This is a genomic window from Catalinimonas alkaloidigena (assembly GCF_029504655.1).
GTDB lineage: Bacteria > Bacteroidota > Bacteroidia > Cytophagales > Cyclobacteriaceae > Catalinimonas > Catalinimonas alkaloidigena.
The window spans coordinates 5,044,260-5,062,581 of sequence record NZ_JAQFIL010000001.1 but is presented as its reverse complement, the minus strand read 5'-3'; the positions used below and the strand labels follow the sequence as shown (position 1 = coordinate 5,062,581).

Here is an 18,322-nt window from a genome sequence, read left to right as displayed (position 1 = left end):
ATGCAAAGTAAATACGCATTCTATTGTATCAGGTGTATTTATTTGAGAAAGTAAAAAAATCATAGTGTAAAATCTTAGCCTCCTGTCTTTGCTTAGTAAACAGCGCTTTTCCAAAATGTCTTTTCACTTTGGAAGAGCCTCTCTGGAAGAGCCGTAAATACTAAGCCATGCCTGACCCACATTATACTGCCAAAGACTTTCTGCTGGATGAACATTTTCATCAATGGGTAAAGTCACCTACAACTGAAATTAATAACTATTGGCAGGAGTTTATCCGCCTGCATCCTGAGGCAAAGCAGGAAATAGAAGAAGCGCGTAGCATCATCCTGCAACTTGACTTTCAGGAGAACAAGCGAGCTGTAAGCGCAAAAACCAGGATCAAAGCAAAGATTGATAGTGCTATTCAGGAGAAGGCTCAGCCAGGGCTATTTGGTAATGAGCGGCATATGCAACTTTCTGACACCAGAAAATTATTTACTAGATCATGGTTTGCTGTTGCCGCAACGGTAAGTGGCTTAATCCTTTTAGCAAGTATTTACTTTTTGCTTACTTCTTCCCTTGAGGTTACTGAGTATCACACTGCATATGGGGAGACAAAGAAGCTTAGGCTTCCCGATTCTTCGCTGGTCGTACTGAATGCGAATTCATCACTTAGCCTGGAGGAAAGCAGTTGGAAAGATGCTGCTGAGCGGACAGTATGGTTGGAAGGAGAAGCATTTTTTGAAGTAGAGGAAAAGGTGACTCCCTCCGGTCAGCCGGCCAAATTTATTGTCCACACCGGGAGTGTTCACGTAGAAGTGCTGGGAACTGCATTTAATGTCAATCATCGACACCAGGAGACTAAAGTGGTATTGAGCTCAGGAAGTGTGAAACTAAACCTGCGGCAAGCATCAGAAAGTGCTGAAAGAGAGATTATGATGGAGCCGGGTGACATGGTGGCGGTGAGCAAAGTCAAGCGTGAAGTAGTGAAAAAAGTAGTGGATACATCGCATTACACATCCTGGAAAGAGAATAAGTTACTTTTTGACCATACTCCCATTACAGAAATCATTCAGCTTATAGAAGATAACTATGGCCTCAAAGTATCTGTGCAATCAACAGGCTTATTGGAGAGAGAGTTTACCGGTGCTGCTCCGGCAGATAAGCTGGATATTCTACTGGCCAAAATGGCCGTAGTGTATAACCTTAAAATTGACAGAAATGATCAAAAGATAACCATCACAGACAAGTAAAAAAGCGGAAGCCTTATCCTGGCAGACAGCAAATCGCGAGCAAAAGGCTTCCTTGAAATTAACTACTACTAAAATACATCAACTTATGAAACTAACCTTACGATCGCGCTACAGTCTTTTGCTGTCATGCATGATATTACTAGCCCCGCTGATAAACCAGCTGCAGGCACAGGCGCTTGCGGCGCATACAGCTTTGCAAGCTAATGTAGCGCCCAACAACCCCTATCAGGATGAGGAACAAGAGCTTTCCGTGGTATTATCAAAACTATCCGAAAAATTTGGTGCAGAGTTTAACTACGATTCGGAAACCATCCAGCATAAAAAGGTTACTCAAAAAATACCGAATATTTTAGAAAAAGAAGATCTGGAAAGCAGCTTGCGCCTCCTTCTATCTCCGCTGGGGCTTGACTTCAAAAAGTTTGAAGATGCCTCTTATGCTATTTTTCCTAAAAAAGAAGAAGGAGAAATCAAGAGGGTTGAAAGCACTCCTGGCTCATTCAGAATATTAGAAAATATCGGTGACAGTAAACAGGGTGGCTTAGTTTCTTTCAGCAGGCACCCCATGATGTTTGCTGGTCATGTAAAAGCCTTGGGAACAGTAAGTGGAATAGTGACCGACGGAGAGTCAGGTGAGCCGCTTCCGGGCGTCAATGTACTGGCCAAAGGGACCACTAGCGGTACTGTAACCGACATAGAGGGCAATTATCGCCTTACAGTTGATGATAACGTTAGCATATTGGTATTTTCTTCTATCGGTTATGAAACTGAAGAGGTAGAGATCAACGGTCGTAATCAGATTAACCTGAACTTGTTTCCCGATATTCAGTCGCTTTCTGAAGTCGTAGTTGTGGGTTATGGTACCCAGGAAAAAAGCGACCTGACTGGCGCGGTGGTAAGAGCGGATATTGAATCATTCAGGGAATCACCCAATGTAAACATCGCCCAATCTCTTCAGGGCACAGTGCCCGGACTTAATGTCGGACAGGTGGATGCAGCAGGGGAGAACCCCAACATTTCTGTGCGAGGGAGGTCTACTATTAACGGAAATCAGGATGTACTGCTGGTAGTAGACGGAATTATCTATACCGGTAGTCTTAATGACCTTAACCCCAATGATATTGAGTCTATAGACATCCTCAAAGACCCCAGTAGTATGGCTATCTACGGAGCGCAGGCCGCCAACGGTGTGATGCTGATTACCACCAAAGGTGGAAATAAATCTTCCAAGCCAGTGTTCAACTATACGGGTTCATTTACTACCCAAAACCCTAGCAATACACTTACTCTGATGGATCGGGAGCAGTTTATTCAAAAGTCTTTTGACGTGGACTGGGAAGCATCTTATCAGGAGCCTGAATACACTGAGCTAAAACCAGACTGGTCTTATGCAGATATCGTAGGAGATCCCGAGCTGAGAGCTGGCTTTGACAATGGCACGGATTACGATTGGTGGGATGCCGCTACTGACCCCGGCTATATCAATGCACATAACCTAAGTGTGAGGGGCAGTAGCGGTGATGTATCCTATTATCTATCAGGCGGCTATACTAAGCAAAAGGGCTATATCATCAATGACGAGTTTGAGCGTATTACCGCGAGGATTAATTTAGAAAACCAGATTTTTGACTGGTTCAAGATAGGTGCTCAAACCTTTGGCTCGTTCTCCGATTATTCAGGTAATGCGCCAGTGATCAGCACCCTGTCCAGAATGGCCCCTTTGGTCCAGCCCAGCGGAGAAGATGGTGAATATATTTTAAATCCAAACGGTGCGAATCTTTCCAATCCCTTTCTGGATGCAGCAGCAGATGATTTTGAAAAGCGCAACAGCCTTTTCGGTAACTTCTATGCTGACCTGAGTCTGCCCTTTGTAGAAGGCCTGAACTATCGGCTTAATTTCGGTAATAACTATGCCTGGGATCGGCACTATAGCAGCAACGTATATGAGAACGGAGCTTCAGGTGGGGCTTTCAAAGCAAACGAAACCTGGTACGACTGGACATTAGACCACATCATCAATTATAAAAAAGAATTAGGCGAAAAACATCAGATAGACCTGACCCTTGTAGCAGGGCAAAGAGAAAGAAACTATGAAACCACTTTGGCTACAGGTACCAACTATAACAACCTGCGCCTGAGCTACAATGACCTGAGTCTTGCTGCTATTCAAACGATCGAGTCTGAAGCCTGGGACGAGAGCTATTTATACCAGATGGCACGTCTGAATTATGAGTTTGATTATAAGTACCTGGTCACCGCTACCCTGCGCCGCGATGGGTTCTCGGGCTTTGCCAGAAATGAAAAGACAGCGCTCTTTCCTTCCTTAGGTGTAGGCTGGGTGCTCAGCGAAGAAAATTTCATTGATCAGAGCTGGATTAACAATTTAAAGCTAAGAGGCTCATATGGTACCAACGGTAACCTGGTAGACCGCTATGCTTCCCTGGCAGTACTCAATACCTATGCAGCCTATGTGTTTGGTGATGGAGGCTCTACCCTGTTTGGGCAGGAAGTAACCCGCCTGGCTAACCCCAACCTGAGTTGGGAAACCACTACCGGCTTCAACTTCGGTCTTGATTTCTCAATGCTGAGTAATCGCCTGGGCGGTAGCATTGATTACTATAGCACCACCACCAACGACCTCATTTTTGATGTCTCTATTCCCGAAATTACCGGCTTTGAACAGATCACTTCCAACGTAGGGGAAGTAGCCAACCGCGGAATAGAACTAGCTATCAATAGCCAGCCGGTAAAGAGAAATGATTTTGCCTGGAACCTGAATTTTAACCTGGCTGCCAACCGTAACGAAATCGTGTCTTTGGTAGGGCTGGATGCTGATGGTGACGGGCAGGAAGATGATCTGCAAGCCAGTGGCTTGTTCATCGGGGAGTCTATCAATTCCATATTTGACTATGAGTCGGCTGGTATCATCCAACTGGGCGAGGAAGCTCCGGAAGGGTTTTTTGTGGGCACCCATCGCATTGTAGACCAAAACGGGGACGACTTCATTGACCCCAATGACAGGGTGATACTGGGAAGGGAAGAGCCCGCCTACAGCTTCGGTATTCTCAACGAGTTTACATACAAAAATTTTACATTCAGATTTTTTCTCAATGCTGTACAGGGAGGAAAAGATAGCTATCGGGGAAGGAATATGCTGGATGGCTTTGGCAGTGCCGACAACATCCGGAGAAACAATATGTGGAACGGCTATGACTACTGGACACCCGCCAACCCCGATGCCCGCTACCGCAGACTGGATCAGGAGCCTGCCTTTGACTATATCTACTATGGCGACCGCAGCTTTGTAAGGCTACAGGACATTACTTTAGCTTATCGTTTGAACAGCAACCTGGCAGAAAACATAGGCATCCGCAATCTGAAAGTTTTTGTCAGCGGCAAAAACCTATACACCTGGACAGACTGGCAGGGCTGGGATCCGGAAACAGAAAGCGGGTTTGGCACGAATGGCCGCCCAGTTTTGCGTGGCTTTTCTGTTGGCCTAGATATGAGCTTTTAACTTTAAAATTCAGCGAGATGAAAAAATATAGAAAATACCTACTTATTCTGACTTTAGCTTTGGCAGTGATTAGCTGTAATGAAGACAAAATTCTGGAAGAGACCCCGCTGGACTTTGCCAGCCCGGAAAATGCTTTTGAGACAATCAGTGATTTTAATTCTTCTGTATACGCGCTTTACGATAACCTCAGGGTGATGCTCTCTGCCAGCGAGCACCGTCCCCTGGACTATCTGTACGGTACTGACATTGGATACAACGGAGCGCAGCAGCTCAACCAGCGATTCGGCAGCTATCTGGCTACGCTTACGCCTAGCTCAGAACAGGCAGAATACCACTGGAATCAGTATTACAAAATTATTTCATCGGCCAATATCATTCTGGACAGGTTAGGTGAGTCTCAGCTCACTGATGAACAAAAGGTAAAGATTGAAGCAGAGGCCAAGCTCTTCAGAGGACTTTCTTATCGTAATCTGGGTTACCTGTACGGTGGGGTTCCTATAGAGCTGGAAGCGGTAAGCTCTCCCAAAACGGATTATCAAAGGGCTTCGCGGCAGGCCGTATACGAGCAAGCGGTAGCTGATCTGGAGTTTGCTGCGCAAAATCTGGCCGGGATCAATGATGTAGCTGATGGGCAGGTCTCGGACCTGGCTGCTTATCACCTTTTGGCAGAAACCTACCTTGCCCTGGAAAGGTGGAGCGATGCCATTACCGCTGCCAGTGTAGTAATAGATCATCCCTCCACTGCCCTGATGACAGAGCGTTTTGGCTCCCGTCAGAACGAGCAAGGGGATGTATACTGGGATTTGTATAGAAGAAATAACCAAAACCGTTCTGCTGGCAATACCGAAGGAATCTGGGTTTTTCAACAGGAAATAGATGTTTTGGGAGGGGAACTTCAGTCAGGCAGCCGGGAAGGGGCGCAACTGGAAAGAGACCACGCCCCTCGGCCCTATGCTTTCAGCGTTAAAGACCCTTCTGGTGTTTCTCCCTTCCTGCCTTTAGGAGTTTCCTACACTTCCGGAAGAGGAATAGGCCGTTTGAGAGGCACAGACCATTTGAATTATGGAATATGGCAGAACAGCGATTGGAACGATATGCGAAATTCGGAACACAATTTTATACGGGATGTAGCCTTCAACAACCCTGAATCCGAATGGTATGGGCAAATGATTTCCGACCATATGGAGCTATTCAGACAAGATAATGAAGATACCATCAGGCGCTTCTATCCTTTCCAGTCAAAAGTGTTTACCCCCGGCAACCATCCGCCTGAATTATTTGTAGACCCGGTGCTTCAAACCCTGAATGCCTCTACCGCCGGCAGCACCTACACCGATCAGTATTTTATCCGCCTGGCCGAAACTTATCTGCTGAGGGCAGAGGCACATCTGGGTAATGGAGATGTAAGCAGCGCGGCAGCGGACATCAATGTGGTGCGGGGCAGAGCACAGGCTACTCCGGTGACGCCCGATGAAGTGGATATAGATTATATCCTGGACGAAAGAATGCGGGAACTCGGCGTAGAAGAGAAAAGAAGGTTGACACTCAACCGCCTTGGACTGCTCTATGACCGTGCCAGCCGTTACTGTAACGGCAATCCGGTAGCCACTAATTTCGGCTGTGACGTACAGCCTTATCATAATCTGTTTCCCATTCCTTTTGATGAGATAGAAAGTAATACCGGGGCCTTGCTTGAGCAGAATCCGGGATACTCAGCAGAATGATGGGGATATCATGATGGCTGGCAGAAGATGATCAAAAAATAACCATCAGAGACAAGTAGAACAAACAGAAGCCCTTCCTTAGCAAATGGTAAATCCTGAGGAAAGGCTTCTTTGAAATTAATTCACTACTAAAGTACAACAACTTATGAAACTATTCTTACGCACATGTTCCGGATTTTTGCTGGTAGGCATAGCTATTTGTGTCCTGACAAACCGGCAGGCAAACGCCCAGACTTTGGCCACAAGTGATCTTTTGATTCGCACAGACTCACACCAACAAAAAGCAGAGCTTTATCAGGCGCAGGCGCAGGAGCTTTCCCTCGTGCTTTCCAAACTTGCTGAAAGATTTGATACTGAGTTTAACTATGACAGTGAAACAGTAAGGAATAAGAAAGTAACCGAAAAAATAGCAAAGGCTATTGAGGAAAGAAAAGATCTGGAGAGCAGTTTACAATTTCTTCTTACTCCCCTGGGACTTGATTTCAGGAAATTTCAGGATGCTTCTTATGCCATCTATCCGCAGGAGAAAAGACAGAAAGTTCAAAAGATTGAGCAGAAACGTAGTAATCTAAACCTATCTGATCGGCAGACCTACGGCCAAGATAAGGAGCAGGCTGGCTTACTGGCGTTGGCCGGTAAGGCCCCTTCACCTGATCTTTATTCACAGGTTTTAGAGCAAAACATCGCTGGCACCGTAACAGATGGCGAAAATGGACAACCGCTTCCGGGTGTTAATGTACTGGCTAAGGGTACCACAGTGGGCACTGTAACTGACGTGGATGGAAACTATCGCCTTACAGTGAGTGATGATGTTAGCATACTGGTGTTCTCTTCTATAGGTTACGAGTCAGAAGAAGTTACTATCGGAGGGCGTAATACTATTAACCTCACTCTGATGCCCGATATTCAGTCACTATCCGAAGTTGTGGTCGTGGGCTATGGAACGCAAAAGAAAAGTGATCTTACAGGGGCTATTTCTTCTATTTCCAGTGAATCGCTGGCAGAAACCCCGGCAAGTAATGTGCTTGAGCAATCGCAAGGCAGATTAGCAGGGGTGGATATTGTGAAGTCAAACGGCTCTCCTGGCTCTGATGTACGGATCAGGGTGCGCGGCAACCGCTCTATAAACGCCAGCAATGAGCCTCTCTATGTCATTGATGGAATCCCTACTACCGCTGGCATCAATAATTTTAACCCAAACGATATCGCATCTATGGAGGTACTCAAGGATGCGAGTGCAGTGGCAATCTACGGTTCCAGAGGTGCCAATGGCGTAGTGCTGATTACAACAAAGAAGGGACAGGCCGGTAAAGCGGTAGTGAGCTATGACGGATACTATGGCGTGAAGCAGCCGATAGAAAACCTGAACCTGATGAATGCCCGGCAATTTACCGAGTACTCTCGGATATCGCGCGGCATAGATCCGAACGACGCCAGCCAGGACGGTACTTTTTTTAGTGATGTGGAAATTGAAAATTTACAAAATGGCGTAGACACAGATTGGTTAGGGTTGGTGCTCCAGGACGGCACCCAGCAGGACCATCAGGTATCAGTGAGTGGAGGAAGTGAAAATATTACTTATTATCTCTCAGGCTCATACTACGATGAAGAAGGCATTATACAGAACAGTGACTTTAACCGCTATGCCTTCCGGGCAAATATAGAGGCAAACCTTTCAGAAAAGCTGAAAATTGGGTTAAGCTCAACGGTAGCCAGAAACCTGAGGAACCAGATGTCAAGTGCACCATATAACGCTGCCCTGAGTTTTTCACCTTTGATTGAGCCTTATGGCGAAGATGGAGAATTTGACCCTTACCCCAATCCCAGAGAGGGTTTATTGGCACACCCGCTGTTGAATTATCAACCATTGCAGTATGTAGATGAAACCAAAAGTTATCGTGTCTTTGCCAATATCTATGCGGAATACGAAATTCTTGAGGGTTTATCTTACCGTTTGAACTACGGCCCTGATTATCGCTCTGAAAGAAGGGGGAGATATAATGGTTCGTTAGGCGGTAGTATCAATACAGCTTCTGTAAATAACGAAACTAATTTTGCTTATACACTGGAAAATATACTGAGCTATGATAAGCAGTTCGGTGAGCATGCACTTAATGTGGTAGGCCTTTTCAGTGTGCAGGAAAATGAATTTGAAACCTCGCAGGCCGCCGCACAGGACCTCCCTATAGAAAAATCAGAATTTCGTGATCTGGGAAGTGCTGCTACGATTACCGGAATAAATAGCTCATTAGGCAATTGGGGGCTTTTGTCCTACATGGGAAGGGTAAACTATAGGTTCAAAGACAAATACCTGTTTACCTTAACCGGTAGAGCGGATGGGTCTTCTCGGCTGGCAGAAGGTAACAAATGGGCTTTTTTTCCGGCAGTCTCCGCCGGCTGGATCATCAGCGAAGAAGACTTTCTTTCTGTTCCCTCTGTTTCATTTCTTAAGTTAAGGGCAGGCTATGGAGAAGTAGGAAATACATCCATAGACCCTTTTCAGACCCTGGGAGGCTTAGAACGTACAATCTATGCCTTTGGTGAAAATCAGGGCTTTGGCTATGGGCAGAATCTGATTTCTAATCCTGATCTTGGCTGGGAGATATCCAAAAAAAACACCACCAATTTGGGACTGGACTACGGCTTGCTGGAAGACAGGATTACCGGTTCAATAGAATATTATATTACAAATACAGAAAACCTCCTGCTGGAAAGGCTCATTCCCATTACTTCCGGCTTTTCTTCTATCCTCCAAAACATAGGAGCTACCCGCAACAGCGGTTGGGAGTTCAACCTGAATGCCAATGTGATCAATAGCAATAAAGGTTTCAGGTGGGATGTGAACCTAAATGCTTTTTCTAACAATGAAGAGATCGTTGAGCTGTTTGACGGACAAAATGACGATGTAGGAAACCGCTGGTTTATCGGTGAGCCTATTAATGTATTTTACAGCTTTAAGCAGAGCGGCATATGGCAAAGCGACGAAGCTGTAGAGGCAGAAGAGCAAGGGCAGTTTCCCGGCGATATCAAAATAGCGGATGTGAATGGCAGGGATGAAAACGGGGAACTCACCGATCAGCCGGACGGTACCATTAACGCGGATGACAGAACCATACTGGGCTCTGATGTGCCTGACTGGAGTGGGGGGATTACCAACCGCTTGAGCTACAAAGGCTTTGACCTCTCTTTTCTCATTTATGCCCGCCAGGGGCAGTGGCTCCGCAGTGACTACCATAACCTGGGAGGAAACAACTGGCAGGGAAGGTACAACAGCTTAAATCTGGATTACTGGACGGTGAATAACCCTACCAATGCATTTCCCTTACCTGATGCGGGTGAAGCTCCGCTCTATTCGGATGCAGTAAGGTATTTTGATGGGTCTTTTGTCAAAATCAAAAATATTACACTGGGCTATAATTTTCAGAACGAGCTTATCAGCCGCGTAGGTTTATCCTCTTTAAGACTTTATACTACTGTGAACAATGCGATAACGCTCTCAGAATATGACTGGGTGGACCCTGAAACTTCTAATGGTATAGTGGGCGCGGGCTCTCCCTTGACAACAGCGACCTATATTTTTGGCATTAACCTTAAGTTTTAACCTAAAGCTATTTTAGCGATGAAAAATATATATAAAACATTTCTGCTTAGCCTGTCACTGGTTTTTAATTTTGCCTGTGAAGATGTGATAATAGAAGACCCGGTAAGCCTTGCGACAGCTGATGGGTATTACAACAGTGCTCAGGGAATAGAAGATGGACTTAGGGCAGCCTATACGCCTTTAAGAAGGTTCTACGGAAGACAGGAAGGCTTTTTCCTCACTGTCACTGGCACCGATATCTTTACCAACGGTTTTGGGGGCGTAGCCAATGCTCCTGATATCAATAATTATTCTGCCAATCTGTTAGGTACCAATGGCATGATTACTACCGTTTGGAATCAGTTTTATATTGGTATTAATCAAGCCAATACAGTGGTAAATAGAACTCCGGAGGTAAGCGAAATAAGTGAAACACAAAAAGCAAGGATCATAGGTGAAGCCCGTTTTATTCGCGCTTTATACTACTTCCATTTGGTGCAGCAGTTTGGCCCGGTACACTTTAGCCTGGAAGAAACCGTAGGGGTAGAGACCGAAGCCAACCGCACGGATGTAGGCACGATTTATCAGGAAGGTATCGTACCTGACCTCCAATACGCTGTGGACAATCTGCCGGTGGAGGCCTTTGAATACGGAAGAATTAACAAAGCCGCTGCGGAAGCCCTGTTAGCAAGAGTCCATCTTACGCTAGGAAACTGGTCTGAAGCAGAAACGCTGGCCAGCAAAGTGATCAATGAATATGATTTTGAACTGGTAACTCCCTACGCAGAGCTTTGGGACATAGGCAATGATGTCAACAGTGAAATTGTCTGGTCTATTCAGTACACCGGTGACCCACTCACCAATGACGGGGGTAACTGGGGACACCTTTTCTTTATATTTGATTATACCTTTAATCCTGCCATGACCAGGAACGTAATATATGGTAGACCCTGGCAAAGATTCTTACCCACGAATTATCTGCTCAAATTATACGATCGCTCTATGGATGCCCGCTGGGATGGCTCGTTCAGGACAGCCTGGCTCGCAGACAAGTCAGCAGAGATCAATGGTCATGTGGTGAACCCCGGCGATACTGCTATCAAAATCGTTATGTACCCTGTACCCGACGAAGTACAAGAGACAGCTCCTTACTGGCTGTTTGATTTCAATGACAACTGGATAGGAGATATTACCGCTCCCTGGGAAATTGGTACAAACCAGAGGAGAAATTACCCTTCTTTGCTCAAGTACATGGACCCCTTAAGAACCAGTGTCAATGCCACTGACGGTCGTAGAGATTTTCCTGTGATCAGGCTGGCTGAGATGTATCTGATCGCTGCCGAAGCAGCCTGGAGGCAAAATAAAAACCAGGTCGCCGCTGATTATATCAACGTGATCAGAAGCAGGGCCGCTATTCCAGGCAAAGAAGCAGAGATGCAAGTGTCAGCCAGTGATATAGACCTTGCCTTTATTCTTGACGAAAGAGCAAGGGAGCTTGTAGGGGAAAAGCACCGCTGGTACGATCTCAAGCGTACCGGAACTTTGCTGGAAAGGGTGAGAGAGTACAACCTGGATGCCGCGCCCAACATACAGGAAATGCATCTGGTAAGGCCTATTCCGCAAACCCAGATTGACAGGGTAAGCAATCCCGGCGATTTTTCACAGAATGAAGGATATTGATGATATGAAGATAAGCTTGCGGCACGCAGGCTTATCTTTTTTTCTGTATTCGCTCAAGCCACAGACAGAGTCTAGCTGCCTATGAGATACACTGATATATTCAAGAAAAGTAGTAACCTACTTACTTTATTGGGAAGTGCTGCTTTGTTAGTAAGCGCCTGTGCTGAACAGCCCAAAGAAACTCAAAGCACACTAGCCAGCGCTAAACCCAACATTTTAATCATCATGGCCGATGATATGGGTTATTCTGATATCGGAAGTTATGGTAGCGAGATCGCTACACCCAATCTGGATGAAATTGCTGATAAGGGTATTCGCTTCCGACAGTTTTATAATGCTGCCCGCTGCTGTCCTACCCGTGCTTCATTACTCACTGGCTTGTATCCTCATGAGGCTGGAATCGGAGCGATGGTCACCAGTCTGAATAGTGAGCCTGAACCCGGACCTTATCAGGGTTTCCTGAATGACAGCTCAATGACCATTGCCGAGGCATTGGGAGAGGCAGGCTATGCTACCTATATGTCCGGAAAGTGGCACGTAGGAGAGAAGCCCGAGCACTGGCCGCTTCAACGGGGCTTTGAGCGTTATTTTGGGCTGATCAGCGGAGGTAGCAGCTATTTTGAGATCATCAAAGTGCAGCCCAGAATAAGACAAATGGCACTGGATGACCAGCCCTGGGCACCCCCCGCGGATAATTTTTATATGACGGATGCCTTTTCCAATTATGCAGTGGATTTTCTGGATAATCATTTTCAACAGAAGAAGGAGCAGCCTTTCTTGATGTACCTTGCCTACACCGCTCCCCACTGGCCGCTGCATGCTTTGCCTGAGGATATACAGAAGTATGAAGGTAAATATGACTTGGGCTGGGATTCATTAAGAACGGTTCGTTATCAGAAAATGCTGGATTTGGGCATCATAGATTCTACCTATGCCTTATCGCCCCGTGAAGAGGACGTAGAGGCCTGGGAAGATGCGGAAAATAAAGAAGACTGGGCAAAGCGCATGGCAGTGTATGCTGCGATAATAGACCGTATGGACCAGGGTATTGGCAAAGTCTTTAACACCTTAAAACAAAATGATGCCTGGGAAAATACGCTGATTCTATTTCTGTCTGACAACGGAGGTTGCGTGGAAGAAATCAGTGGAAGAAAACTTAATGATCCTACAGTTGAAATTGGTTACCCTGGCTCGTATGTAGCTTACCAGAAACCCTGGGCCATTGCCTCCAATACACCTTTCAGAAGATACAAGCAGTGGACAAATGAAGGCGGTATTGCTACACCATTTATCGCACATTGGCCGGCAGGCATCAAAACTAAAGGTATCGTCAATGATTATGCCCATGTCATAGATATTATGGCTACCTGCCTGGATGTAGCCGGAACGAATTACCCTCAAACTTATCAGGGCAGACCCATAAAACCACTACAAGGGGAGAGCCTGAAGCCTGTATTTACCGGCGGCACTCTGGATCAGGAAAGGGCATTGTATTGGGAGCACTTTGGCCATCAGGCATTACGAAAAGGCAAATGGAAGATTGTGACGAATGCATCGGATAACCAATGGAGCTTATATGACATGGAAAAAGACCCTACAGAGTTACAGGATGTGAGCAGTGAATATGTAGACGTCACAGAATCGCTTGCCTCTGAATATCAAAACTGGGCACAGGAGGTGGGTGTGAGAGAGTAGATCAGAGACATATTTATGTCGCTTCTTTAAATATCTACTACTTGATAAGTAAACCGAAGTTTTATCAAAAATACCATAGAATTTAAAGAGAAATAATCATCACAGAAAGGTGACTTTTTAGACAAAATTTTTTCACTACTTAATTTTAATAACCTATGAAACTACTCTTAAAACTATGCCGCAGCATGTTGTTGGCATCCATTATTTTATTGATTCCTCTGGCAGGTCAGGCATTATCGCAAAGTGTGGGCTCCGGCAGCCAACTGGCCTATCTTGATCTTAAGAAGGGAGATAATCAGGAGGCTGTAACTTTTACAGTAACACATTCACCTTCACTTGATCATTATTCACAAGCCCTTGAACAGACCATCAGTGGAAAGGTGACAGATGGAGAATCAGGAGAGCCACTGCCTGGCGTCAATGTATTAGGCAAGGGCACGACGATGGGTACGGTAACAGGAATTGACGGGAGCTATCGGCTGACGCTGGATGATAACATTTCCACCCTGGTATTTTCTTCCATCGGCTACCTCTCACAAGAAGTGGAGATTAGTGGCAGAACCACCATCAATATAACCTTAAGTCCAGATGTGAAGTCACTGGAAGAAGTGGTGGTCGTGGGCTATGGTACCCAGCAGAAGGCAAACATATCGGGCGCGCAAGGCACGGTAGATATGGATATTGACCTGCAAAGCCGTCCTATGGTTGAGATGGGGCAAGCCATGTACGGTAAGCTGCCCGGCGTACAGGTGGTGAATGGAAATGGCAGGCCCGGCAGTTCTTCTTCCATCCAGATCAGGGGGATTAACTCCATCTCGGCCAACAGCTCTCCTCTAATTGTGGTAGATGGCATTCCTTTACCCAATTATGACATGAATATGCTTAACCCTGCGGATATTGCATCCATAGAAATTCTAAAAGACGCAGCCTCTGCTTCCATCTACGGCTCAAGGGGGGCGAATGGCGTAGTACTCGTTACTACCCTTAGCGGAAAAGCCGGTAAGCCAAAAATTGGGGTGAATTATTCGTATAGTATTCAGGAGGTAATTAACACCATAGATGTGATGGATTCCTATGAGTATGCGCAGGCTTCTATTGATGCTGCCCAAAACGGATGGATTGAAACCGGAGGAGATCCCAACGCGCCAAACACCATTGAGGCACGTGGTCAGTACAAATATACCTGGCCTGAAGAGCTGGAAAATCCTGAGTCACTTCCCAATACCGACTGGCAGGACTTGATTTTCAGAGTAGCCCCTATGCATAAAGTTGACCTGAATGTATCCGGGGGAGGGGAGAAAATGAATTATCGGGTGTCCGGTGGATATGTTAAGCAGGAGGGTATTGTCATTGCTTCTGACTATAATAAGTATTCACTAAACTTTAAAATTTCTTCAAAAGTAAACGACTGGGCGGAATTGGGAGGTATGCTGAACGCAACCTACGATCACGAAAATGAACCTTACAACAGAACGGTAGAATGGGCAGTACAATATCCCTCAATCTACCCTGTATATGCTGACAACGGTTATCTGGGGGAGCCTAATTCTGTAGAAGGCTTTGGCAGTTATGATGCGATTCTGTTCAGAGCTTTCAACGGTCATCCACTGTACAGAATTAAGGATGATATCCAACACAGGCGTTTTAATGGGCTGGGTAACATCTTCGGACAGGTAGATATTTTCCCCAGCCTGAATTTCAGGTCAACGTTAAATTTATATTACCAGCGTATAGATGATACCCATTATGCTACCCGTGATCATACGATGGGGCCTAATGTGCAGACCGAAGGTGTAATGACTGTAGGTATGGACAGGACAATCAACTATAATGTTCAAAATCTGCTGAACTACAACAAAAGCTTCGGTGATCATAATCTGACGGTACTCTTGGGGCAGGAGTATCTTAAAGATGACTTTTACAGATCTATCGCTGAAAGACGCGGCTATAATAATGACCTGATACCCTATCTCAGCGCAGGAGCCACTGTTGCCCGCGCCGATGATCAGGCTACTGAGCGAACTTTGATCTCTTATTTCTCCCGGGTAAACTATAATTATAAAGGAAAATACCTGCTGGCGGCCAGTATCAGAAGGGATGGCTCTTCCCGTTTTGGTCCTGATAAGAAATGGGGCTACTTCCCTTCAGTTTCAGCGGGCTGGTTCGTCTCTGACGAAAGTTTCATGAGTAGTTTGGATGTCATCAGCAACTTAAAGCTACGGGCTAGTTATGGTTTTACCGGAAACGATCAGTTTGCCGACTACCGATGGATTTCTGCTTTAAACCAGGCCAGAGTTGCTTTTGGCAATTCACTGGAATCCTCTTTTTATCCTTCAGGCTTTACCAATCCTGAGTTGGGCTGGGAACGTTCCAGACAACTTAATTTAGGTTTGGACATCGGTATCCTGAACAACAGAATAGTGCTGGAAAGTAACGTCTATACCACTCGTTCTGATGGTTTGTTACTGGATGTACCCGTACCTTCAGTCACCGGATTTACCAGTATTTTTAAGAATATAGGTAAGCTACAAAACAAAGGCTTAGAGCTAAGTTTAGTGACGCGTAATCTTACCGGTGACCTGAAATGGACTACCCAACTCAATTACTCCATGAATCGGAATGAGATAGTGGATTTAGGACCAGATGATGCCCCTTTGATTCTTAACGCAGGTTTTGGTATGCAATCTATCAACCAGATAGGCGAGCCTATCTTTAGCTTTTATGGATATAAATATGATGGAGTCTATATGAACGAAGCGGAAGTGGAAGCTGATCCTGCTGCTTACGAGACAGCGGTAGCGGGAGATGGAAGATATGTAGACGTAAATCAGGATGGTGTTTTTAATGCAGATGACAGAACCATTATTGGTAATGCTGCCCCGGACTTTACCTGGGGAATGACCAACACATTTAACTATAAAAACTTTGATTTCAGCTTCCTGTTTCAGGGCGTGCATGGTAATGAAGTGTTTGACAATAACATTCACCGCTCCATGCAGTACCATGAAGGTCGTAATTACTACGAGGCTATGACAAACCGCTGGAGGTCAGCAGAAGAGCCGGGGGATGGTTATCACTATAAGCTTACTGTCAACCTGGATGGTTACGAAAAACAGCCTTCCAGTTACTGGATCGTAGATGGTTCTTTTGTAAGGCTTAAGAGTGTAACCTTAGGCTATACTTTTTCTCCTTCTTTGCTTGAAACAATTGGTTTAGGCTCAGTCAGAGCGTATTTCAACGGGCAAAACTTGTTTACAATCTCTGACAGTCCGGTGTTTGATCCGGAGAACTACAATGGCGGAGCAAGTAATGCAGCTCGTCGTGGAGTGGCGCATTCTCCTTACCCATCGGCTAAGGTATATTCACTGGGCCTGAACGTAAGCTTCTGATTTATCCATCTTAAAAACTGAAGAAATGAAAAAGATCAATAAAGTTATTCTATATACTTTACTGCTGGGCATATTTGCCTGTAGTGAAGAAGACCTTGACCTGTACCCAAAAACCGCGATTACCGAAGGTAATTTTTACCAGACAGAAGAACAGTTCATTCTGGCAGTGAATGATGCATACCGGCAAATGGAAAGAGCTTACCGGGCAGGTGGGATCGCTGATATTTACGGAGAGTTGCGCTCGGACAATACGTACATAGAGTTTATCGGAGGGTCCAGCAATTCTGCAGAGATGATCTCTAATTTCAATATTCCAACCAACGATCTGGATACTGAAAATGCCTGGCAGGATTCCTACAACTCAATTTTTATTTGCAACGATATCTTGAATCGTCTTGAAAATACAGCCGTGGAATTTAGTAGTCAGGAATTAGAAGAAAGGCTGAGTGCGGAAGTGAGGTTTGTTCGGGCGCTGATCTACTTCAACATGGTGAGGGTTTGGGGAGATATTCCTTTACCCCTGGAGCCTCTCTCTCCGGAAGAAGGTTACGAATACCTGCGCGAAGATAGTGAAGTGGTATATGAGCAAATCATTAGTGATCTGAGGTATGCTAAAGAAAATCTTCCAGAAAGCTATACAGGAAATAATATTGGGAGGGTTACCCAATATGGTGCTACGGCAGTGCTGGCTAAAGTCTACCTTAGCCGGGGAAATGAATCGGGGGCTGAGGCTGAACTGAAAGAAATCATTGACAGCGGGATGTACTCACTGGATGCCGACGATAATGGTGTAGTGAATGCCCAGGATTATCTTCATCTTTTTCATCCCGACACCAAAAATTCAAAGTCATCTATTCTGGAAATACAGTACCTGGAAGGACAGAATGCAGTAAACAGCAATCATCAGCAGGAGTACACACCTTACCAATGGTCATTTCACCTGCCCGGTATCAATGAAACTTTCCGCGGTGGAGGAAGAAATACCCCTACCCAGGACCTGGTAGATGAGTTTGAACCTGCCGACAGTATCAGGCAGATTACTTCGGTGTATCCCGGCTACGTCAACCTGGAATCCGGGGAGTTTGTGGACTATCCATTTACGATGAAGTTTTTTGATCCCAACTGGCGTTACGCCGGGCATAATTTTGAGATTATCCGCTATGCCGATATCCTGCTTATGTACGCAGAAGTTACGGGTGACCCTACTTACCTGAATATGGTAAGAGCTAGAGTAGGGCTGCCTGGCTTCGGTGAGCCGGGTTATCCCGCTGAGTACACTAGCCTGGAGAGGGCCATTGAACACGAAAGAAGGGTAGAACTTGCTTTTGAGTTCCACAGGTTTTTTGACCTGGTACGTACCGGCCGGGCCCTTGAAGTAATGGGAGCCAAAGGGTATAATATCAACCAGGATAAACTGCATTTTCCTATCCCCCAACGGGCGATAGATGTTAACCCGGATCTTAGTCAGAACGCCGGATTTTAATCACTTGTATTTCTCCTGCCGGCTA

At 45.6% G+C, this 18,322-nt stretch carries 8 protein-coding genes; all 8 read left to right on the top strand.

The window, feature by feature from the left end:
- Positions 1-167: 167 nt before the first annotated feature.
- Positions 168-1,232: a FecR domain-containing protein gene (locus tag OKW21_RS20565; RefSeq protein WP_277482830.1), complete on the top strand. Its 1,065-nt coding sequence runs from the start codon at positions 168-170 to the stop codon at positions 1,230-1,232.
- Positions 1,233-1,317: 85 nt separating this feature from the next.
- On the top strand, positions 1,318-4,746 hold the full coding sequence (locus tag OKW21_RS20560) for a SusC/RagA family TonB-linked outer membrane protein (RefSeq protein WP_277482828.1): 3,429 nt from the start codon (positions 1,318-1,320) through the stop codon (positions 4,744-4,746).
- Positions 4,747-4,763: 17 nt separating this feature from the next.
- Positions 4,764-6,470, top strand: coding sequence for a RagB/SusD family nutrient uptake outer membrane protein (locus OKW21_RS20555; protein ID WP_277482825.1), 1,707 nt, complete (start codon positions 4,764-4,766; stop codon positions 6,468-6,470).
- Between the two features lie 145 nt (positions 6,471-6,615).
- Positions 6,616-10,071, top strand: a complete 3,456-nt coding sequence (locus tag OKW21_RS20550) for a SusC/RagA family TonB-linked outer membrane protein (RefSeq protein ID WP_277482823.1) — start codon at positions 6,616-6,618, stop codon at positions 10,069-10,071.
- A gap of 18 nt (positions 10,072-10,089) precedes the next feature.
- The gene (locus OKW21_RS20545) at positions 10,090-11,730 is read left to right on the top strand and encodes a RagB/SusD family nutrient uptake outer membrane protein (protein ID WP_277482822.1); all 1,641 of its coding nucleotides are present in this window, start codon (positions 10,090-10,092) and stop codon (positions 11,728-11,730) included.
- 81 nt (positions 11,731-11,811) lie between these two features.
- Complete coding sequence (locus OKW21_RS20540; protein ID WP_277482820.1) at positions 11,812-13,425, top strand: arylsulfatase; 1,614 nt, start codon at positions 11,812-11,814, stop codon at positions 13,423-13,425.
- Positions 13,426-13,580: 155 nt separating this feature from the next.
- On the top strand, positions 13,581-16,814 hold the full coding sequence (locus OKW21_RS20535) for a SusC/RagA family TonB-linked outer membrane protein (protein WP_277482817.1): 3,234 nt from the start codon (positions 13,581-13,583) through the stop codon (positions 16,812-16,814).
- Between the two features lie 25 nt (positions 16,815-16,839).
- Positions 16,840-18,297 (top strand): RagB/SusD family nutrient uptake outer membrane protein, encoded by a 1,458-nt coding sequence (locus tag OKW21_RS20530; RefSeq protein ID WP_277482814.1) that lies wholly within the window; start codon positions 16,840-16,842, stop codon positions 18,295-18,297.
- Positions 18,298-18,322: the final 25 nt, after the last annotated feature.

Coding starts and splice junctions, on each gene's coding strand:
- OKW21_RS20555 (WP_277482825.1), top strand. CDS start 4,764: ATGAAAAAATATAGAAAATACCTACTTATTCTGACTTTAGCTTTGGCA.
- OKW21_RS20545 (WP_277482822.1), top strand. CDS start 10,090: ATGAAAAATATATATAAAACATTTCTGCTTAGCCTGTCACTGGTTTTT.
- OKW21_RS20550 (WP_277482823.1), top strand. CDS start 6,616: ATGAAACTATTCTTACGCACATGTTCCGGATTTTTGCTGGTAGGCATA.
- OKW21_RS20540 (WP_277482820.1), top strand. CDS start 11,812: ATGAGATACACTGATATATTCAAGAAAAGTAGTAACCTACTTACTTTA.
- OKW21_RS20535 (WP_277482817.1), top strand. CDS start 13,581: ATGAAACTACTCTTAAAACTATGCCGCAGCATGTTGTTGGCATCCATT.
- OKW21_RS20560 (WP_277482828.1), top strand. CDS start 1,318: ATGAAACTAACCTTACGATCGCGCTACAGTCTTTTGCTGTCATGCATG.
- OKW21_RS20530 (WP_277482814.1), top strand. CDS start 16,840: ATGAAAAAGATCAATAAAGTTATTCTATATACTTTACTGCTGGGCATA.
- OKW21_RS20565 (WP_277482830.1), top strand. CDS start 168: ATGCCTGACCCACATTATACTGCCAAAGACTTTCTGCTGGATGAACAT.